General features: G+C 60.3%; 14 protein-coding genes and 1 pseudogene. 10 read left to right on the forward strand and 5 right to left on the reverse strand.

Translation table 11 applies throughout. The annotated features are described in order from the left end of the window. Nucleotides 1-5 precede the first annotated feature (5 nt). Nucleotides 6-1,247 (reverse strand): multidrug efflux RND transporter periplasmic adaptor subunit MexE, encoded by a 1,242-nt coding sequence (gene mexE, locus GVN17_RS24160; RefSeq protein WP_166597792.1) that lies wholly within the window; start codon nt 1,245-1,247, stop codon nt 6-8. A gap of 318 nt (nt 1,248-1,565) precedes the next feature. Here mexE and GVN17_RS24165 point away from each other — a divergent pair, with 318 nt between their 5' ends. Both GVN17_RS24165 and GVN17_RS24170 read left to right on the forward strand, forming a co-directional pair. Continuing rightward, nucleotides 1,566-1,889, forward strand: a complete 324-nt coding sequence (locus tag GVN17_RS24165; protein ID WP_218576387.1) for a helix-turn-helix domain-containing protein — start codon at nt 1,566-1,568, stop codon at nt 1,887-1,889. Further along, nucleotides 1,882-3,141, forward strand: coding sequence for a type II toxin-antitoxin system HipA family toxin (locus GVN17_RS24170; protein ID WP_166597794.1), 1,260 nt, complete (start codon nt 1,882-1,884; stop codon nt 3,139-3,141). Before GVN17_RS24165 ends, GVN17_RS24170 begins: the two co-directional genes overlap by 8 nt. A 22-nt stretch (nt 3,142-3,163) precedes the next feature. Here the strand turns inward: GVN17_RS24170 and GVN17_RS24175 are convergent, their stop codons facing one another. After that, nucleotides 3,164-4,078 (reverse strand): LysR family transcriptional regulator, encoded by a 915-nt coding sequence (locus GVN17_RS24175; RefSeq protein ID WP_166597795.1) that lies wholly within the window; start codon nt 4,076-4,078, stop codon nt 3,164-3,166. A 466-nt stretch (nt 4,079-4,544) separates the two neighbouring features. Between GVN17_RS24175 and GVN17_RS24180 the strand changes: the two genes are divergently transcribed. The 5 genes from GVN17_RS24180 (at nt 4,545) to pgm (ending at nt 13,453) form a co-directional block, all read left to right on the forward strand. Then, entirely contained in the window at nt 4,545-5,567 is a 1,023-nt protein-coding gene (locus tag GVN17_RS24180; protein WP_166597796.1) for a zinc-dependent alcohol dehydrogenase family protein, read from the forward strand. Nucleotides 5,568-6,182: 615 nt separating this feature from the next. Next, nucleotides 6,183-7,688: a hypothetical protein gene (locus GVN17_RS24185; protein ID WP_166597797.1), complete on the forward strand. Its 1,506-nt coding sequence runs from the start codon at nt 6,183-6,185 to the stop codon at nt 7,686-7,688. Nucleotides 7,689-7,777: 89 nt separating this feature from the next. Next, the gene (locus GVN17_RS24190; protein WP_166597798.1) at nt 7,778-9,175 is read left to right on the forward strand and encodes a PLP-dependent aminotransferase family protein; all 1,398 of its coding nucleotides are present in this window, start codon (nt 7,778-7,780) and stop codon (nt 9,173-9,175) included. Between the two features lie 204 nt (nt 9,176-9,379). After that, the gene (locus tag GVN17_RS24195) at nt 9,380-11,656 is read left to right on the forward strand and encodes an ATP-dependent DNA helicase (RefSeq protein ID WP_371928612.1); all 2,277 of its coding nucleotides are present in this window, start codon (nt 9,380-9,382) and stop codon (nt 11,654-11,656) included. 150 nt (nt 11,657-11,806) lie between these two features. Continuing rightward, a complete protein-coding gene (gene pgm, locus GVN17_RS24200; RefSeq protein WP_166597800.1) occupies nt 11,807-13,453 on the forward strand; it encodes a phosphoglucomutase (alpha-D-glucose-1,6-bisphosphate-dependent) in 1,647 nt (548 codons plus the stop codon). 140 nt (nt 13,454-13,593) lie between these two features. Here the strand turns inward: pgm and GVN17_RS24205 are convergent, their stop codons facing one another. Further along, entirely contained in the window at nt 13,594-14,289 is a 696-nt protein-coding gene (locus GVN17_RS24205) for a pirin family protein (protein ID WP_166597801.1), read from the reverse strand. Nucleotides 14,290-14,559: 270 nt separating this feature from the next. Here GVN17_RS24205 and GVN17_RS24210 point away from each other — a divergent pair, with 270 nt between their 5' ends. After that, complete coding sequence (locus tag GVN17_RS24210; protein WP_166597802.1) at nt 14,560-17,067, forward strand: UvrD-helicase domain-containing protein; 2,508 nt, start codon at nt 14,560-14,562, stop codon at nt 17,065-17,067. Nucleotides 17,068-17,248: 181 nt separating this feature from the next. On the opposite strand, the gene GVN17_RS24215 is transcribed toward GVN17_RS24210, so the two are convergent. Next, a complete protein-coding gene (locus GVN17_RS24215; protein ID WP_166597835.1) occupies nt 17,249-17,530 on the reverse strand; it encodes a DUF1652 domain-containing protein in 282 nt (93 codons plus the stop codon). 644 nt (nt 17,531-18,174) lie between these two features. On the opposite strand from GVN17_RS24215, the pseudogene GVN17_RS30080 reads away from it, so the two are divergent. Both GVN17_RS30080 and GVN17_RS30085 read left to right on the forward strand, forming a co-directional pair. Then, a pseudogene (locus GVN17_RS30080) lies at nt 18,175-18,927 on the forward strand (MCP four helix bundle domain-containing protein); the annotation flags it as partial. Then, on the forward strand, nt 18,922-19,785 hold the full coding sequence (locus GVN17_RS30085; RefSeq protein ID WP_371928613.1) for a methyl-accepting chemotaxis protein: 864 nt from the start codon (nt 18,922-18,924) through the stop codon (nt 19,783-19,785). The pseudogene GVN17_RS30080 and the gene GVN17_RS30085, both read left to right, overlap by 6 nt. A 59-nt stretch (nt 19,786-19,844) precedes the next feature. Here GVN17_RS30085 and GVN17_RS24225 read toward each other — a convergent pair whose 3' ends face one another. Further along, nucleotides 19,845-21,161: an MFS transporter gene (locus tag GVN17_RS24225; protein WP_166597804.1), complete on the reverse strand. Its 1,317-nt coding sequence runs from the start codon at nt 21,159-21,161 to the stop codon at nt 19,845-19,847. Nucleotides 21,162-21,178: the final 17 nt, after the last annotated feature.

Consider the following 21,178-nt stretch of genomic DNA (forward strand, 5'->3'; position numbering starts at 1 on the left):
GTCCCTTAACCGCGTGGCGTAGCAGCGGCAACTTTGGCATCCAGTTTGGACTGGGGCTTCGGTTGGTTGCTGGCTTCAAGTGCCTGGCGCTGTTGTTGCAGAGCAGCGAGCGTCTCGGCGCTGGCCATCGGGGTGTCTTGCGGATCGATCGGTGAGCCCGGACGCACGCGTTGCAGGCCGCTGACCACGATGCGGTCGTCTTTCTGCAAGCCGCTGCGCACGATCCGCAGGCCTTCGAGTTTCGGACCCAGGTCGACGTTGCGGTAGGTGGCCTTGTTGTCCTTGTCGACAACGAGCACGAACTTCTTGCCAAGGTCAGTACCGACGGCTTCGTCCTTGATCAGCATCGCGGTGTAGGTGCCGCTGCCGACCAGCTTCAGACGGGCATACAGGCCAGGGGTGTATTCGCCCTTGCTGTTGTCGAACACGGCGCGGCCACGGATGGTGCCGGTGCGTGGGTTGACCTGGTTGTCGACGAAGTTCATCTGGCCCTGATGCGGGTTTTCAGCTTCATTGGACAGGCCCATGTACACCGGGCTGGTCGCGCCGCGTTTGCCATCGCGGGCCAGTTGGTTGTACTTGAGGAACACACGCTCGTCGGCGTCGAAGTAGGCGTACACCTTGTCGGTGGAGACCACGCTGGTGAGGATGCTCTGATCGGCGGTGACGATGTTGCCCGAGGTGATTTCTGCACGGCTGACACGGCCAGTGATCGGCGCGGTCACGCGGGTAAAGCTCAGGTTCAGCTTCGCCAGATCGAGCTGGGCCTGGATGGCCGCCACAGCTGCTTTGGATTCCTGCGCGGTGGTGGTCCGCGAGTCGGCCAGTTCCGCCGAGATCGCGTTGTTGGTGCGCAAACGCTCGCCACGTTGGGCTTCGTTGTTGCTGCGAACCGATGCGGCCTTGGCCTGTTGCAGTTGGGCGTCGAGGCGATGCACTTCAGCTTCGAACGGACGCGGGTCAATCTGGAACAACAGGTCGCCTTTCTTCACCAGCTCACCGTCGGTGAACGCAACGGCATCGATCTGACCCGAAACGCGAGGACGAACCTGCACGGTTTCCGGAGCTTCCAGACGCGCCGTGACTTCATCCCATTCGTTGACGGGCTGCTCAAGCACCTTGGCCACGTTGACCTTGGCTGCCGCCGGAGCCTGCGCTGCCGTCTCAGGGCCTTTACCACACGCGCTGAGCACCACCAGTGCCAGCGCGGCAAGGGGATAGCGCAAGGGAGTAAGTGACTGAACCATGGGAAAATCCGCCGATGTTATTGAGATGGGCGGATTCTGTTCTCGGGGGTTCTATTGCACGAATCGAATACGGCGAAGGTAAATATCAGCGGGAATGATATTTCCGGTTACAAAGGCTCTGGGACGGGGGTTGGGACGATAATGGGCGTCGTTCTATGGCCACGTTGATCGCAGTCAATCAAGGTCTGCTTGGTAACTCCATTATAGTGTCGCTTATCTCATAATATTCGTCATAAGGTCCAATATAATGGATTTAGCATTGATATGTGGCGCACACCCTCCTATCCTCCTTGCTGAAGCATCTATTACTGCGGAGTCATGATCGTGTCAGATTTCAACTTCAGTAAACCGGACGAGATTGTGAAACAGCTGTGCGAGCGCTTGCGCACCGAACGTCTGGCCCAGCAGATGACACAGAGCGATCTGGCCGGGCGCGCTGGCGTAGGGGTCACCACTGTGTCGAACCTTGAAGCCGGACGCAACGTTGGCATGGAGACCGTTGTCCGGGTCGCTGTGGTGCTGGGTCGAAGCAAGGAACTCGAAGCGCTGTTCCTGCCGCGCCTGGAAAGTGTTGATGACATTCGCCGTTATGAACGCAGCACGCGGCGTCAACGAGTGAAGCGGGCACCTACTGATGCTTGAGCAAGTGCATGTTTTCTATGAAGGTTGGGGCGAGCGTTGGCTGTGGGGCACGCTGGTCTCCACGGCGGCGATCAACGGGCGTCCGCAGATCGTTTTCGAATACAGCGCGGAGGCGAAGAAGCGGGGGCTGGAGCTGTCTTCATTCACCCTCCCGCTTAAAGGCGAAACCTTGCGCAGAGGGTTTGCGCCTCATCAGCTAGGCCTGCCGGGCCCGGTCTATGATGCCTTGCCCGATGGCTGGGGCATGCTGCTGATGGATCGGCTGTTCAGGCGCCGCCATCTCAACACCGCCCGGATCGGGCCTCTGGAGCGACTTGCGTACGTAGGGGACAACGCGATGGGCGCGATGACGTTCGAGCCTGTGGCACCCGAAGGGGAGGAGGCCCGGCAACACGTCTCGCTTGACGCGCTGGCGGCTGAAGTCCGGCACGTACTCAATGGCGACGGTGGCGAGTTTCTGGCGCAATTGATGCTCGTGGGTGGCTCTCCGCAGGGGGCCAGGCCCAAGGCCCTCGTGTACCGCGACCCGCAGACCGGCCACTTCACAACGGCGGTCAATCCGTCCTTCGAGGCCTGGCTGGTCAAGTTTCCTGCACGGGGCGAGCATCCCGAAGTGTGCGCGATTGAGACGTTGTATGCCGAGTGCCTGCGGATGTGTGGCATCTCGACGCCCGATACCCTGTATTTCGAACTGCCCAACGGGCTCGCGGCTTTCGCCAGTCGGCGCTTTGATCGAAAAAACGGCCTGCGCGTGCCGATGCAGAGCCTTGCGGCATTCACGGGAGCAGATTTCACATCGCCGGGCTCATTGGACTACGTCAACTTCCTTCGGGCGACGCAACTGTGCACCAACGACATGCGCGGGAAAGCGCTCGCATTCGAACGTGCCGTCTTCAATGTGGTGTTCAACAACCGGGACGATCACCCGAAGAATTTCGCGTACGTGATGTCATCAACCGGCGCCTGGACCCTGGCGCCCGCTTACGACGTTACGTTTTGCGAAGGGCCCGGGGGGTATCACCAGATGGACGTCATGGGCGAGGCATTGGCGATCGACCGTGCGGCCATGCTCGGTCTTGCCAGAGAAGCCGAGCTTGCGGCGGACGTCGCTGCTGCCCTGATTGATCGCGTGTGCGATGTTGGAGCGGGGTTCGAAGCCTTGGCACAGAAGCAATACCCGAACGCCATTACCTTGGCCACCCGGCAGATGGTTCAGCACCGTATCAACGAGAATATCCGGCTGCTTCGGTAAGCGGACAGGCCAGCAAACAGCGTTAAAGACTGTCCGGATCGCCAAAAAACATCTGAATCCGCGACCTCAACCAGCGCTCGCCGGGGTCGTTATCCTGGGAACCGCGCCAGGCCATGTGCAGCTCGAAGGTGCGGGCTTCCACTGGCAATTCTTCAGCCCGTACACCGCCCGCTGCGGTGAGCACGGCGGCGGTGTAGTCGGGCACGGTGGCGACGATGTCGGTGCCGGCGATCAGGGTCGCCAGGCCGTTGAATTGCGGGACGGCCAGCACCACGTGGCGTTTGCGGCCGATCTTTTCCAGATATTCATCGATGAAGCCGCCCAGGTCGCCCGCGAACGAGACCAGCGCGTGGGGCCGTGCGCAGAAATCATCAAGGGTGATGGGGCCGGGCATCGAGTCGGCGCGAAGCAGTTTGGGTTTGCTGCGGCGCAGGACCTTGCGCTTGGCGTTCGCCGGGAGATCATCGGTGTAGCTCACACCGATGGAAATCTCGCCGGATGACAGCAGCGCAGGCATCAGGATGTAGTTGGTGCGGCGTACCACCAGCACGATGCCGGGGGCTTCGGAGCGAAGGCGCTTGAGCAGCGAAGGCAGCAGCGCGAATTCGGCGTCATCGGACAGGCCGATGCGGAACACGGCAGTGCTGGTGGCCGGATCGAAATCGGCGGCGCGGCTCACGGCGGTGGAAATGGAGTCCAGCGCAGGGGACAGCAGGCCGAAGATTTCCACGGCGCGTGCCGTGGGTTCCATGCTGCGGCCGGTGCGGACGAACAACGGGTCGTCGAACAGCCCGCGCAGACGCGAGAGCGCCGCGCTGATCGCCGGCTGGCCCAGGAACAGCTTTTCCGCTGCACGGGTCACGCTGCGTTCATGCATGAGGGTTTCGAACACGATGAGCAGATTGAGGTCGACGCGACGCAGGTCGTTGCGATTCATGACGGGGGTCTCAGGGACATGGTCGGTTATGAGCGGCCAGAGAGGCCTTGCCAGTGTTCAGCTCGGGAACGAATGTTACGGAATGATGCCGATTCTGATCAGCCTTGAATGCATGCGCAAGCATACAAACGTGTTACCCATCACGACCATCGATAATTTGCCTTGAACTTGGGCAATTTCAGGACACCCAACTGAAGAGGCGTGAGAGATCGAGCCACCCGACCCGGGGGGATTTCGTGCCAGTCATGCTGACGTTCATCCGGAATGTGCGCATCGGGTTGCAAAGTCCGGGTGAGAAAAGAACAATGTCCGCCTTGAATACGTGAGCATTCGATGGTTATCTAATGACCGCCTTTCAACAACAGAATCGATGACAGGCATGTCGACTATTAATAGCCACTGATAGTGTTACCGGCAGAGCCCGGATAGAGTTCATGGCATCAAGGTTCATAAGGCGAGGTTCGAAATGTCCCGCACGATCCGTTTTCATCAGTTCGGCCCGGCCGAGGTACTCAAGGTAGAAGAGGTGCCCGTCGCGTTGCCTGCCCCCGGCGAGGTGCAAGTGCGCGTACAGGCGATCGGCGTTACCTGGTACGACGTGCTGTGGCGCCAGAATCTGGCTTCTTCTCAGGCGCGGCTGCCGGCCGGTCTGGGCTCTGAAATGGCAGGCGTGATCACCGCTGTCGGTGATGGCGTGGCTGATCTGAACGTTGGCGACAAGGTGGCCAGCTTTCCCTCTGCAGACCCTAACGTGCACCCGGTTTATGGCGAGCTGATTACACTGCCCGCCACTTCCGTGACCCGTTATCCGGAAATTCTCACGCCTAATGAGGCAGCCGTACATTACACGCCGCTGCTGATGGCGTACTTTGCCTTTGTCGACCTGGCTCGCGCCAAACCGGGGCAGACCGCTCTGGTGACCGATGCCAGCCATTGCGCGGGCCCTGCGTTCCTGCAGCTGGGCAAGGCACTAGGTATCAAGGTCATCGCCGCGACCAAGACCGAATCGTGCCGTGAATACCTGTTGAAGCTGGGTGCCGACAAGGTCGTGAACACCGAAGAGCAGGATCTGCTCATGGCGATCAACAAGTACACCGACAATCGGGGTGTCGACATCGTCCTGGACGGTTTGGGCGGCCCGCAGATGTCCATGTTGGGCGACGTACTTGCACCCCGTGGGAGCCTGATTCTTTACGGCTTGCAGGGCGGCAATCAGACGCCGTTCCCGGCGTGTGCAGCGTTCCAGAAAAACATTCAGTTCTTCGTTCACTGTGTGGGCAATTTCACCGGCAAGCCCGAACTGGGTATCGCTCAAGACGAAGAAGCCGTGAAACGTGCCTTGCGTGACATCAACCAATTGACCGCTGACCGCGTGCTGGTCCCGCAGATCACCAAGGTCTTTGCGTTCGATCAACTGGTCGAAGCGCACCGCTTGATGGATGGCTGCCCTGAAGGCGGTCGCATAGTGGTGGAAGTCGAGTCTGCCTGAGCGCAATTCATCGCGCTGGCTGAATGATCGACGCTGTGGCCAAGCGTCGTATGAGTGGATCCGGTCGCCGGTTCAAGGTGCCCGTCCCGTTTTTTACCGGCCATGTTTCACCCGACAAAGCCTTCCTGACGCGATCTGGAAGGCTTTTTTGTTTATGGGTGACGTGTTATTAAACAGCCTGTTGCATTCGTCAGTGCCGCGTGCCTGACACCGTTGCTGTGACTGAATACTGTTTTGAATAAACAACTGTGTTTAAAAGAACGCGAGGGAAGTTTAAATCTGGCGCCATTCGAGTCGGTATCTGTACCTTGTAAATATTATCGAGACACCGATAATAGTTCAGTCAATACAACTCAAGGAATGAGTCATGTCACACTTTCCGCTGCGCCTTTTCGATACCTTGTGCAGGGCGCCTGTGTTCGAAATCCTTCCCTGTCTTCTGCCCGTCCCCGCGCTCTCCGGCGGCTGTGGGGCAGGGCTCGGAACCCTTGATCGTTGACCTGAGCCAGGATCGAGCTGTTCTTGTGGCACAGGTTATTGGCTTTTCCTCGACGGCGGAACGTCGTGGAAAGTTCGGATGTTATGGCTGGACTGAGTATTTCAGGTGTCGACGTTATGAGTTCCATTCACGAACAAGCGATGAACTATGTTTATCAACAGGTGCTGCAGCGGTTGTTGAGTTATTTCAATCGGGCCGAGAGAACGGCACTGCAATTATTGATTCAACGGCTGATCGTTGCCGCTGGTGGTATCGAACAGATTGGCAACTATCGGGTCCTGGTGGCGTTCGGGGGTGGCAAGGACAGTGCCTATACCGTGGCGTTGCTCCGGGCCGCGCAATTGAGTATCGCGGGGCGTTCGCCCGCCACGTTCAAGTTGCGGGTCGTCAATATGCGCCACGCGGGCATGACGTCCGCGGTCATGGCCAACATTCACCGCTGTTATTCGGCGTTGTTTCTTCACGACGACCCTCGCGTGGAGTTGCTGGTCGTTGATCATCGGTATGTCCAGGCATTCGAACCCGATTTGCCCTTTTCGGCGGCAGGACGTGAGCAGAACCGATCCGACATGCTGCTCGGTGGGCACCTGACGGCGGGCGATGCCCGGACCACCTTTTGCAACGCGTGTTACCTGAGCATGGCCGAGTGCCTGGGTCGGGCGGCGAATTGGGGAGACGGCGTCAGCGCCGTCGTCAATGGCGAGACCCTCAAAGAACAAAAGCAATACGCCACCTGGATCGCGCGCTTGAGCGGGCGCAGCGGCCAGAACGTGGAACGCTGGAACCCCCTCGGTTTCAGCCAGGCCATCAGCGCCATCGACCGTATCGGCCGCGTGTATTACCGCGAGCTGTATGGCGAGGAGTCAATGCCCATGGATTTCATGCTGAAGGCGCCAGAATTTGCGCACGTGAACAGGGGACCTGCATTTTTGCCCGTCGCGGATCTGATCGGTTTCAAGACTGAAGAGCATTGGGCGTTGCTCACGGATTTCCTGGGATTCCGTTTCGACGATCTGGCGTTCAGTTTCAGCGAATCCGATTGCGCGAACCCTTTGCTCATGGCCCATATGCGCGGGCTCATGGCGCAATTCGTTCAAGGCCGGGAATACGCCGAGGGCATTGCCGAATACCTGGTGCTCGGCGCCGAAATGATGCGCCGCAAACGCATGCCCAAGCGCCTCATTCAGCAAGCGCTGGCGGCCTATGACGAGCCGGAAAAAGTCGACCTGCGACGCACTCTGGCGGACGGTTACGCCCAAGAAGCGTTCGGCCTCAATGAGGCTCAACTGGTGTGCCTGTTGTTTGCACCTTTTGTCGACGAGGGCGCGCAGCTGGAAGTGTTTTTGCGGGCTTGTCATCCCGGCATGCTGGTGGCGCAGGCCGATCTGCACCGGGCGTTGTCGGGTCAGCCGGCGCCCGATCAAGTGGTGCAGTGGCTGGTGGACGTCAGCGGCTTGAGCCTGCAAGGCCTGCAAAACCTCTATGCGCGGTCACGCGTGGACTTTGGCGACAAACACTCAATCATCGCCCGCGTACGCGCGAGCGACCCGGACAAGGCTTGGGTGACGACCGTCGACCCCGCCACGGGCCAACCGGCGGTGGAACGGGTTTCCGGCCGCTGAAGGGGGCGTCGCAGGCCATGAGCGACCTGCTGCGCGGCTGCATTTTCTTTCATTGACCCTGCGTTTTACGCATGGATGGGGTGTGTCCGATGAATAACGACAAGACCGATTTTGCCTACCAGATGGTGTACCGCTACCTGTCGCGGCTGACCCACGAATTGCCCGAAGGCCCGGCCGTCAAATTGCCGTCCCTGCGACTGCTGGCCCGACGGCTGCGGGTGTCGATTTCAACCGTTCAAAACGCGTATTCGCTGTTGGAGAAGGAAGGGCGGATCTGTTCGGTGCCCAAGTCCGGTTATTACGCGTTGCCTCAGCCCTGCAACGACGTTCACTGCGAGGGAGAAGATTTGCTGGCGCGGTTTCAGGCCGGGACGCGGCGCCCTGACATGTTCGTTTTCGGTGCCGATGAGCCCACGCTGTTGCAGTCGCTGGACGGCCCGTTGCTGAGCGTGGAGCGCGACCTGATGCGGCATTATCCCTGCCAGTCCGACCCACGCTATCAGCCGTTTGGCGACATCGAATTACGCACGGCGCTGGCCGCGTATTACACGTCGTCCACCGAGCATTGCTGGCACCCGGACAACGTTTTTATCGGTCCGGACAAGACCGGCGTGCTCAAGACGGTGCTCAAGGCGCTGCAATTGCGGGATTGCGCGGTATTGGTCGAGTCGCCGTGTGGCTGGAATATCCTGCGCACGCTGCAATCGTTTGGCGTTCGGGTGATCGAGCTGTGTACGGATGCCGACGGCGTGATCGATCCCGACGAGCTGGAAGGCTTATTGCGCCACAGCGAGGTAAAAATGGCGGTGCTGTCGTCGCGAATGGACACCGTGCGCGGTCGGATCATGGCGCCGGAACAGCGGAAACGGTTGGCCGAGGTGCTGAATCGGCACGGCGTCTGGGTGCTGGAAAACGACAGCCAGGGCGGCCTGTGCTTCGACGAGCAATTCACGCCGTTGCGGGATTTGATCGATCCGGAAAGGCTGTTGATCGTCGGCGCCTTCGACAAGACCATCGGCCTGGAGGCGCCGTTCGGCTACCTGCTGACCCGCCATTCCCGCGCCTTGTGGCACCGCCAGCTGTTGCTGCGCTCGTTTCGCCTGCCACCCATTCGACAGAAAGCCATCGCCCGCCTGTACAACTCAGGCCAACTGGACAAACACCTGCACGTCTTGCGCTTGTGTTTGCAGCAGCGGGTGGAGCATTTGGGGCTGATGATCGATGACTTCCTGGGAGACGACGTCACCTTTGAACGGCCTCAGGGCGGCGCGACGATTTGGCTGGAAAGCAAGCATCGCGTGGACATGGGGCGGGTGTTCGAGCGGCTGTTGGAACAACGCATCGTCATCGCCCCCGGTGAGCTGTTCAGCGTGCGCGGGTTGCACCAACAGAGCCTGTGCCTGAGCGGCGCAGCGGACTGGACCCAGAACATCGAGTCGATGCTGGTGCATGTCAGGAATGCGCTGGTGCAGGAGCGGTTGGGGTAGGGCGTTCGTAGCGGACGATCAAGTTCGCGGCGGTGCTCTGGTCCAGGGCGCCGCCGATCCATTTCTGTTTGCCAGACCCACCGCGCACCTGCTATCTGTATGCCCGTCCAGTATTCAGACTGCCTGTTGCCACTTCCCGTGACCGCCATCCTTTCCCCCGAACCCGCTGTCGATGCCGGCCCGGATGCATCGCCGCCCGGGCCTGTGCAGCCAGCGGTCGATCCGCAGCACGGCTATGCCATCGCGGTGCGGGCCTTGTGCGAGTTCACGGCCAAGGTCGGAGACCTTGATCTGCGTTTCACGCCATCGCCCACGGCCCAAGAGGGGATCGCCGGACATCGCACGGTGGCGTCCAGTCGCGGGGTTGACTATCAAGCCGAAGTCCCCCTGTCCGGCGCCTACCAGGAATTGAACGTCCGAGGCCGGGCCGACGGCTATGACGCGGCGCTCAATCAGTTGGAAGAGGTGAAGACCTACCGCGGCGACCTCGACAAGATGCCCGCCAATCACCGGCAGCTGCACTGGGCCCAGGCCAAAGTGTACGGATGGTTGATTTGTCAGCAGTTGAAGCTGGCTGAAGTGAACGTCACGCTGGTGTATTTCAACATCATCAACGAGCAGGAAACCCTGATTCGCGAACGGCACAGCGCTGATGAACTCAAGGCCTTCTTTGAGGCGCAGTGTCAGATTTTTCTGCACTGGGCACGTCAGGAAATGGCCCATGTTCAAACGCGAAACGACGTGCTGACCGATCTGAAATTTCCTCACGGTGCGTTCCGAGCGGGCCAGCGGGTGTTGGCGGAGTCGGTGTACAAGGCCGTCAGCACCGGGCGTTGCCTCATGGCGCAGGCGCCGACCGGCATCGGCAAGACCATCGGCACGGTGTTCCCGATGCTCAAGGCGACGCCGACCCAAAAGCTCGACAAGGTATTCTTTCTTACCGCTAAGACCCCGGGCCGAAAGCTGGCGCTGGATGCCTTGAGCGTGATCGGCCGCAGCGCCCCCGAGCTGGATGTGCGTGTGCTGGAAATGGTCGCGCGGGACAAGGCCTGCGAATTCCCCGCCAACGCCTGCAACGGCGATTCCTGCCCATTGGCTAAAGGGTTTTACGACCGCTTGCCCGCCGCCCGCAGCGAGGCTGTGGCCCACCGCTGGCTGGATCAGCCCGGGTTGCGTGAAGTGGCCTTGCGGCACGACGTCTGTCCTTATTATCTGAGCCAGGAAATGGCGCGCTGGTCGGACGTGGTGATCGCCGACTACAACTATTACTTCGACCTCAGCGCCTTGCTGTTCGGGTTGTGCCAGTTCAATCAGTGGCGCGTCGCGGTGCTGGTGGACGAGGCACACAACATGGTCGAGCGTGCTCGGCAGATGTACAGCGCGAGCCTCGACCAATTCGTTTTGAATCAGGTCCGGCAGAGCGCGCCGGAGCCCTTGAAAAAATCCCTGCAACGGCTTAATCGCGAGTGGAACGCGCTGCACAAGGACCAGGTCGCGCCGTACCAGGCCTATCCCGCGACCCCTGGCAAATTCCTCTCGGCGCTCAACCTGTGCGTCGCCGCGTTCGGTGATTATTTCAACGATCATCCCCACGCGGCCAACGGCGAACTGCAAAGCTTCTATTTCGAAGCGATCCAGTTCGGGCGGATTGCCGAGCTGTTCGGTGAGCATTACCTGTTCGACATCAGCAAGCGCGAGGCGAGGGGCAACAAGGCGCTGTCGAAACTGACCCTGCGCAACGTCGTGCCTGCCGAATTCATTCGCCCGCGCCTCACCGCCGCCCGCAGCACGGTGCTGTTCTCGGCCACGCTCAACCCCCGGCATTTTTACCGCGACCTGCTGGGTCTGCCGGAGAACACGGCGTGGATCGATGTCGAGTCGCCGTTTCAAAAGGCGCAACTGGACGTGCACATCGTCAGCCGCATCTCCACCCGCTACACCCATCGACAGGCGTCGCTGGCGCCCATCGTGGCGCTGATGGCCGAGCAATTCCAGGTGCGCCCTGGCAACTACCTCGCATTCTTCAGCAGCTTCGACTACCTGCAACAGGTGGCGGAATTGATGCGCGCCAGCCACCCCGACGTGCCCCTGTGGCAGCAGTCGCGGGGCATGGCCGAAACTGATCGGCAGGCATTCCTCGATCGTTTCACCCCTGAGAGCCAGGGCATTGGCTTCGCGGTGCTGGGCGGCGCGTTCGGTGAAGGGATCGATTTGCCGGGGGCGCGGCTGATCGGCGCGTTCATCGCGACCCTCGGCCTGGCGCAGATCAACCCGGTCAACGAACAGCTCAAGCAGCGAATGAGCCTGTTGTTCGGCGCCGGTTACGATTACACCTATCTCTACCCCGGCCTGCAGAAAGTGGTGCAGGCGGCAGGGCGGGTGATTCGCGGTCAGGATGATCGTGGGGTGGTGATGCTGATCGACGACCGGTTTGCCGAGCACAAGATTCAGCAGTTGTTGCCGACGTGGTGGCAGCTGTAGGTCGGCCCGTGCAATTGTCTCAAGCGGTTACGGATCGATAGCCGAGCAAGGCGGTCCAACTGCCAGTAAACTGCCGCGATACCGGCATTTTTATCTGTTGCGCTGCCTCTTTTTTCTTCTTCTCACGTTTTCCATCCACGGAGGTTTCCCATGAGCATCAGTCCATTCGCAGGCAAACAGGCGCCTGCGGAATTGCTGGTCGATCTTCCTCGTCTGGTGACGGCCTATTACACCGGCCAGCCGGACGCCTCGGTTCCCACCCAACGGGTTTCCTTCGGCACGTCCGGTCACCGTGGCAGCTCGTTCGACCTGAGCTTCAATGAATGGCACGTGTTGGCAATCAGTCAGGCCATCTGCCTGTACCGTCAGGCCAACGGCATCGATGGCCCGCTGTTTCTCGGCGCCGACACCCATGCGCTGTCCACCCCGGCAGCCGCCTCGGCGCTGGAAGTGCTGGCGGCCAACGGCGTCAACGTGATGATTTCCGAAGGCGATGAGTACACGCCTACTCCGGCGGTGTCCCACGCGATCATCTGCTACAACAAAGGCCGTACGTCGGGCCTTGCTGACGGCATCGTCATCACGCCGTCGCACAACCCGCCGGAAAGCGGCGGTTTCAAATACAACCCCACCAATGGCGGCCCGGCCGATTCGCACATCACCAAGTGGATCGAAACCAAGGCCAACGAACTGCTTGCCGAGAAGATCATCGGCGTCACACGCATCACGCTTGAAAAGGCCTTGCGCGCGGACACCACTCACCGCCACGACTACGTGAACACCTACGTCGCCGACCTGAAGAACGTCATCGACATGGACGCCATCCGTGGCGCCAATCTGCGTCTGGGCGTTGACCCACTGGGCGGCGCGGGCGTGCGTTACTGGTCGGCCATTGGCGAGCATTACGGCCTGAACCTGGAGGTGGTGAACAAATTCGTCGACCCGACTTTCCGCTTCATGAGCGTCGACTGGGACGGCAAGATCCGCATGGACCCGTCGTCCAACTTCGCGATGCAGAGCCTGATCGGTCTGAAAGATCGCTTCCAGGTCGCGTTCGCCTGCGATCCGGACCACGACCGTCACGGCATCGTCACCCCGACCGGTGGCCTGTTGGCGCCGAACAATTACCTGGCGGTGTCCATCGATTACCTGTTCCAGAACCGTCCTGACTGGCGCGCTGATGCGGCGGTCGGCAAGACCGTGGTCAGCAGCGGCATGATCGACCGCGTGACCCAGCGTCTGGGCCGTCGTTTGTACGAAGTGCCGGTGGGCTTCAAGTTCTTCGCCGAGGGGCTGTACGAAGGCTCGTTGGGGTTCGGTGGCGAGGAGAGTGCGGGGGCGTCGTTCCTGCGTCGTGACGGTTCGGTCTGGACCACCGATAAGGACGGCCTGATCCCGGCGCTGCTGGCGGCAGAAATCCGTGCCCGCAAAGGCCGCGACCCGAGCGAGATGTACAAGGCGCTGACCGATGAACTGGGCGAGCCTGTTTCCACCCGCGTCGAGGCCAAGGCGAACTTCGAGCAGAAGGCGCTGTTGAGCAAACTCTCGCCGGAGCAGGTGACGTCGACCGAGCTGGCAGGGGAGAAGATCGAGCAGATCCTCAGCAAGGCACCGGGCAATGACCAGGCAATCGGCGGTTTGAAAGTGATGACTGAAAACGGCTGGTTCGCCGCGCGGCCTTCCGGCACCGAGGACATCTACAAGATCTACGCCGAAAGCTTCAAGGGTGAGGACCACCTGAAACGCCTGGTGGCCGAAGCGCAGGTGCTGGTGGATGCGGCCATCGCGCCGAAGTAGTTCCGGATTGCGCATCGGTCGCCTGGCTGCGATGCACCGCTATCTCACAGGATCGATGAAAGACAACCCACAGGGATAATCCTGTGACAAAAAAACGCCCCGGTTCCTCACGAAACCGGGGCGTTTGCATTGCAGGGGCTTTACGCCACATCCACCAGCACAATCTCGCTGTCTTCAATGGCCGTCACGCGCAGCACGCGTTCTTGCTCCACGGCCACGCCATCCCGGGCTTGAGCACGCAGGCCGTTGACTTCGATGCTGCCGGTCGCGGGGACCAGATACGCACGGCGACCTTCATCCAGCGCATATTCCGCGGTTTCGCCCGCTTTCAGGTTCGCCGCCACCAACCGCGCATTCGCCCGAATTCGCAGCTCGATGTCATCGTCCGCCTTGCCGCTGGCCAGCGTCACGAAGCCTTCGCGGTTGCCTTTCGGGAACGGTTTGGCGCCCCAGGACGGCGGAGCCCCGACTTCATCCGGCATGATCCAGATCTGGAAAATCCGCGTCTCTTTCGACTCCAGGTTGTATTCGCTGTGGGCCACGCCGGTCCCGGCGCTCATCACCTGCACGTCACCGGCTTCGGTACGTCCACGGTTGCCTAGGCTGTCTTCGTGGGTGATCGCGCCTTCACGGACATAGGTGATGATTTCCATGTCGCGGTGCGGGTGACGTGGAAAGCCAGTGCCGGCTTCGATCACGTCATCGTTCCAGACCCGCAGTTGCCCCCAGCTCATGCGGCCCGGGTCATAGTAGTTGGCGAACGAAAAGTGGTGATGCGCGTTCAGCCAGCCGTGGTCGGCGCCGCCGAGGGATGTGAAAGGTCTCAGTTGCAGCATGATCAGTTCCTCCGTTAGCAGGGCCGGGTCGTTCAAAGGGGGCACCGCTGTTAGTCGATGGAGCAATGATCCGTCAAAGTCATATCGATAAAAAGCGTAAGTTTTGCGTAATAACAATCAGATAATCCGATATTTAATGAGCGCCAAACGTTGACCTTTACCTGCACTTGATCGGCTAACCCCATGACCGCAAAGCATTTCGCTGGAGCTTCACGACGAATGGGGCGACCATAGGCGCCTATTCGCCCAACGTTGATAGCTGGAGCCCGCGTGTCGCACGATTTCCCCGCCGAGCCACCCCACGAACTGCCTCCCGACCTGACCATCCCCGACCGCCTGCCGTTCTTCAAACGCCTGCTGGCCCGCCTGATCGGTGGCAGCCTGTCACGTCTTGAAGCGCAGCACGTGCCCTCCTGGAAACAGGGGCACGCCGACGGCTTCCTCAACGGCCACGCCGAGGGCATGAACGAGGGGTACGCCGAAGGGCACCTGGACGGCATCGAGGAAGGGCGCCGCGTCCTGGTGATTCGCGACACGCGACCGCTGGAGCATCGCGGGCCGAGGGTGGACGATCACCTGTTCGATGACTGGCGCCTGCCCCTGAGCAACGAGCTGAAAAAGCGCATCAAGGCCGATGTCGCCGAAAAGCTGCCCCCTCACGCACAACCCACTGCCGCGCAATGGAAGATGATCTTCAGCGACACGCCGTCCACCTACGTCATCGCGGGCGCCGGGGCGGGTAAATCGACCTCGCTGGTGCTTCGGGTGCTGCTGTTGCATCACTACCTGGGCTTCGAACTGGACGCCATGACTGTGGTGACCTTCACCCGCGAGTCGCGGAAAGATTTCATCAACAAACTGATCGAAGTTATGGGCCTGTGGGGCCACGACCTGTCGCTGCGTCAGGCGCGGGACGTCGTTCGCACGTTCCATTCGCGCATTCTCCCGCTGGTGCGCAGCCTGCCAGGGTTCGAACAGGTGCAGGCGTTCGAAAACCTCAGCAGTCAGACCGCGGACCTGTTCGGCAAACGGCTGGACGACGGCGAGGACAGCAACCCGTTTGACCTGCGTATCAATGACGCGCAACGGCAGCAGATGAACCTCTGCTACCGCGACCTGTACGCCGCCAACCCGCGTTTTCGCGAGGTCATGGCGCCGCTGTACCGGCATTCGTTGCAGCTCAAGGAACTGGACCGGGACCACCCCGATGTGCAGAAACGCATCACGGTCATGGGCCTGTCGTCCAAGCGCGACGAGGAACTGTGCGACGTCATCGAAGACCTTTGGATCCGTAAGGGTGCGTGGCCGATTCAGGGCGTCGAGCCGATGCGTCAGACCGTGGAAGTCAGCGGGCTGATCTTTCACGTGCATGGCTACGCGGCCGAGCTGGACGCGTGGATCGTGTTGGGCTTCGACCCAAGCGAGGACCAGCACCTGCGGCGGCCCGACGCCAAGCTGCCCGTGTGGGCAGAGTGGGTGATCAAACGCACGCTGTTCCAGGCGTTCTGCCGCAAGCCCGTCATCTGGCTGGAGAACTACGACGCGTCGCGGGGCATGATGCAGTCACTGTCAGGCGCCGCAGTCGCAGGGCCGGGTTTCGAGTACAAGGTCAAAGGGGAACTGAGCGCGGCGCCGTTGCTGGACTGTTTCGTCGCGGCGGCGGGCTTTATCGAGAACCTCGGGCTGGACGTGCCGGACGCCGTGTCGCAGATGAGCTTTTCCAGTGAAGACCCGGACCGGTTCTTCTTCGAGGCCTTGAGCCTGTTCTTGAAGGCCTTCGAAGACCACCTGCTGGAACAGACCCCGCCGGTCATGACCTACAACCGCATGTTCTCGCTGTTCGGCGAGAAGTCGCCCGAGAACCTGAAGCTGGTGAGCGATGACGGGCTGCGTCCGCTGTCGCACCTGATGATCGACGAATTCCAGGACGTGTCACCGCAGATCGTGTCGTGGATTCGCGCCTGCCTGCGGGAAGTCCGCAGTCGAGGCGTCACGCTGCACGCCGGCCGGGGTGCGCAGCGCTCGTCGCTGTTGTGCGTGGGCGATGACTGGCAATCGATCTACGGCTGGCGCGGCAGCTCGCCGAAGTTCTTCATGGAATTTCCCAAGGAGTTTTCCTCGCCGTCGACCACCAAGGTCATGCTCAGCGACAACTTCCGCAGCCACCAGCACATCATCGATGCGGCCGAGCACATCGTCCGCGCCGCGCCCGCCATCAGTGGCAAGAAGGCCAGGGCGAGTGGGGCAGAGCAGACGCTGTTGCCGGTCACCGTGCTGGACCGCGACGACGACCAACTGGTCGCCAGCCTGATCGAACACTACAACGCCGGTGATTCCGTCCTGCTGCTGTACCGCAAGGGCAGCGAGCGGGCGAAGTTGCCGGAGGCGCTGCAAGCGGTGGTCAACGCCGATTACGCGCTGCCACCCCAGGAACGCCGTCTCAAGCAACTCACGTATCACAGCTCCAAAGGGCTTCAGGCGGACGCGGTCTTCCTGCTCGGCGATTGTCAGCACTTGACGCAATCGCCCTACAAGAATCAGGTCTATCAGTTGGCGGGTCTGGGCCGGGAGGGCGATCTGGAAGCGTTCGACAACGCGCAGAAAGACGAGGTATTGCGCCTGGCCTATGTAGCCATCACCCGGGCGGTGCGGCATTGCTACTGGTTCATCGACGCGGCGGGCAATGACGAGACGGCCACGTCCAGAGCGTCGGCGCGGATTGCCGGGGATAAGGCGTTCTTTGAAGATCGACGGGGAAGTGTTGCGACGGACGCGTGATGCGCGCCCCTCTAACAGCTTCCAGTATCGCCACGACGTTTGAGGCCGAACGCTGATTCAACTGTGGGAGCGAATTCATTCGCGAATCGATCTTCCAGACGGCACATCACCCTCGGATGTACCGTTTTCGCGAATGAATTCGCGCCCCACAGAGTTGATCCCGAGATGTTCGGGAATGTGTTCAAGCCTGATGCAGATAAAGCGTCTGCTGCGGCACGAAGGTTTCGAGCTCAAGCTCAATGGCTTCGATGATGCGTTCCACGTCCATCGCGTTCATCACCGTTGCGCAGGGTATCCCGGCAATGGCGATCACCGTTTCACCGCTGGCTCGGTCGAAGAGGCGCGCGACCATGCTGCTGGGTGCATCCATGCTGGCTTCGAAGCCGACCGGATGAAAATGCCAGCGCATCAGCTGGCAGGCGTTGGGGAACGTGACTTTATTCATGGGACCCACCTCGTTCAATCGAGCAATGCCAAAGCTCCGCAGGGCAGGAAAAACAGGGTCTGGCGTCCGGCTTCGAAGAACGTCGCAGCTCGTGTGCCGGAGCACCTCGCTGCTTTGTCGAGTTCCGCGTTGATCGAGGGCAGGATTCACAGATCAGAAGTCAGGTAAAGGTAGCACCGACTTCTTACAGTGATGAGAAAAAAATCCTACATCGTTTGAATCTTTACGCTTCTTTGATTCAGCTCATGGTTCTTTATATCCTTTTGTCATTTTCTCCAAGGTTAAATAATTATTCAGGTATAAGGCTTATGGACACCATCCTTTAGAGCTATTCGGGCGTGATGTCCTCAATAAGAGCAACTAAATTGGCGTCAAAAAAACTTTAAACACTGCCTAAGCAGTGTCTATGTAAAGTTTGTTTAACACATGATGGCCATCTTCCTAGTTTTGGATCCCGCGTCTGGCACGGTGCAAAAAATATTCTAAAGATCACTGAATAAATGTTGGCCCGCTGCCGATAGAAGATCAGGGGCACTGAAAACACCTAGAAGCATTTCGTCCGTCACCGTTTGAGTCAAGACCGTGGAGTTCCGAATGCCGGATCGTCGCATGGATGCACTTCGCCGCACTTTAAAGAGAGACATCCCATGTCGATAAGAAACATGAACATCGCGCCACGCGCATTCCTGGGGTTCGCATTCATTGCGGTTCTGGTGGTCGGACTGGGCTTTTTTTCCCTGAACCGCATGGCCGTGATCCGGCAGGCGACGACTGACATGGAATCCAACCAACTGCCGAGCGTGGGCTACCTGGGCAACATGCTGGAAAACACCCTGCGCCTGCGCATCACCTCGTTCCGCACGCTGGTCAACCGTGAACCCGGAGCGCTTCGAGAAACCGATGGCCGTATTGCTGAACTTATCGGCAAGTTGCAGGAGGCGAAGAAGAACTACGCAGCGTTGCCCGCCGAAGGTGAGGAGTTGTCGGTATACCGGCAGTTCGACGCCACGCTGAGCACTTTTCTTGACGTGCAGAACCAGGTGTTAGAGCTGTCGCGTCAGGACAAGATGGAAGACATGCGCAACTTGATCAACACGCGCATGAAAGATGCTACGGATTTGATGGGGGTGCAGATCAACCAACTTATCGCCATCAATAAAGCAGGGGCTGCTGCGGCTGCAGTGATCTCGAAAGAACAGTATGACGGTGCCAATGTCGGGATTATTTCTGTCTCGGTGGCAGCGGTGTTATTGACCGTTCTGCTCGCCTGGCTGCTGACCAAAAGTATCGTTAACCCGCTGTCCAGAGCGGTTCGAGTGGCTGAAGAGATTGCCGGTGGCGACTTGACCCGTCCGATCGAGATTGACGGCAAGGACGAACCGGCGCAGCTGTTGAAAGCGCTGGGCACCATGCAGCAGAACCTGCGCAAAACCATTGAATTGATCTCAGGCTCGGCCACCCAGCTGGCGTCGGCGGCAGAAGAGCTGAGTGCGGTCACCGAGGAGTCTTCGCGCGGCCTGCAACAGCAGAACAACGAGATCGAGCAGGCCGCCACGGCGGTGAATGAAATGACAGCGGCCGTGGAAGAAGTGGCACGCAACGCGGTGTCCACGTCCGAAGCGTCCCAGCAGTCGAACCAGACGGCGCGTCAGGGCCGTGATCGCGTAGTGGAGACGGTCAAGTCGATTCAGGACATGACCCAGCAGATTCAGGCAACCACGGGTCTCGTCGAAGGCTTGGCGGAGCAGGGCCGTGACATCGGCAAAGTGCTGGACGTGATCCGTTCCATCGCCGAGCAGACCAACTTGCTGGCACTCAACGCCGCCATCGAAGCGGCGCGGGCCGGGGAGGCGGGACGCGGCTTTGCGGTGGTGGCGGACGAAGTGCGGGCGTTGGCCCATCGCACGGCGCAATCGACCACGGAAATCGAACAGATGGTGGCCGGGATTCAGTCCCGGACCGGCGACGCGGTGCAATCGATGTCACGCAACACCGACAGCACCCGCAGCACCTTGAGTCTGGCCAGTTCGGCAGGGGATGCGCTGGAACTCATTACCGAAGCCATCAGCCAGATCAACGAACGCAATCTGGTCATCGCCAGTGCTTCGGAAGAACAGGCGCAAGTGTCGCGGGAAGTGGACCGCAACCTGGTGAACATCCGCGATCTGGCGGCACAGACAGCGGCAGGTGCCAACCAGACCAGCGCGGCCAGCCACGAGCTGTCGCGTCTGGCGGTGGATCTGAAAGCGATGGTGACCCGGTTTGTGATCTGACGCAGCATTCTGTGGGAGTCGGCCCGTATCAAGCCGGCTCCCACAAGGCTGCGTTTGGTTTATGGATGCGCTGCCGCACGACGAACCGTCGGTTCATCACGCACGGGCTTTACCGTTGTGTCGGGCCTCAGCAGCAACGTCAGCACCACCGACATCAGCAACGCGCCGCTCATGAACAGGTACGACGCGCTCAACGTGCCGGTCGCGCCGTTCAAATACCCCACCAGATACGAACCGGCAAACGATCCGAGGGCTCCGAGGCTGTTGATCAGGGCCATGGCGCCGCCTGCGACGTTGGCCGGGAGGATTTCCGGAACAATGGCGAAGAACGGGCCATACGGCGCGTACATGCAGGCCCCGGCAATCACCAGCAGCGAATACGACCACCAGAAATGCTCGGTGCCCAGCGCGTAGGAGCCGTAGAACGCAATGGCAGCCAGTAGCAGGGGCGGCCAGACGAACAGTTTGCGTTTCTGGGTCTTGTCCGACGCCCACGAGACCACGACCATGCCGATCACCGCCGCCAGATAAGGCAACGCTGACAACCAACCGGCCTCGACCATGTCCATCTGCATGCCTTTCTTGATGATCGTCGGCAGCCACAGCACGAAGCCGTACACGCCGATGCTCCAGCAGAAATACTGCGCCGCGAGCAGCAGGACTTTCGGCGAACGGAAGGCTTCGGCGTAGTTCTTCACGGGCTTGATGCCGACCTGCTCAGCGTCCAGACGCGCTTGCAATTCGGTCTTTTCCTCGGCGGTCAGCCACTTGGCCTGGGTCGGACGTTCGTCCACCAGGCGCCACCAGATGAAGGCCCAGATCACCGCAGGCAAGCCCTCGACGATGAACATCCAGCGCCAGCTGAAATGCGCCACCAGATAGCCAGACACCACCGACATCCACAGCATGGTCACCGGGTTGCCGAGAATCAGCACGGTGTTGGCCCGTGAGCGCTCGGCCTTGGTGAACCAGTAACAGAGGTACACCAGCATGGCGGGCATGACCGCCGCTTCTACCACGCCGAGCATGAAGCGGATGCCGATCAGCATGTAGGCGTTGGAGACGATGCCGGTCAGGGTCGCCAGGCCACCCCAGAGAATCAGGCTGACGAAGATCAGCTTCTTAACGCTCTTCTTTTGCGCGTAGATCGCCCCCGGCACTTGAAAGAAGAAGTAACCGAGGAAAAACAGCGCACCGAGCAACGACGACATGCCGGGGGTGATGTGCAGGTCTTCGGCCATGCCCGAGGCGGCGGCGAAGCCGTAGTTGGCGCGGTCCAGATAGGCGAGGCTGTAAGTGATGAACACGATCGGCATGATCAGCAGCCAGCGGCGTTTGAGGCCTGCGTGTTTCACGGTGTCGAGTAGCTTTTCCATGTCAAGCTCCCTGAGGG

Source organism: Pseudomonas sp. SLFW (assembly GCF_009905615.1).
Taxonomy (GTDB): domain Bacteria; phylum Pseudomonadota; class Gammaproteobacteria; order Pseudomonadales; family Pseudomonadaceae; genus Aquipseudomonas; species Aquipseudomonas bambusae.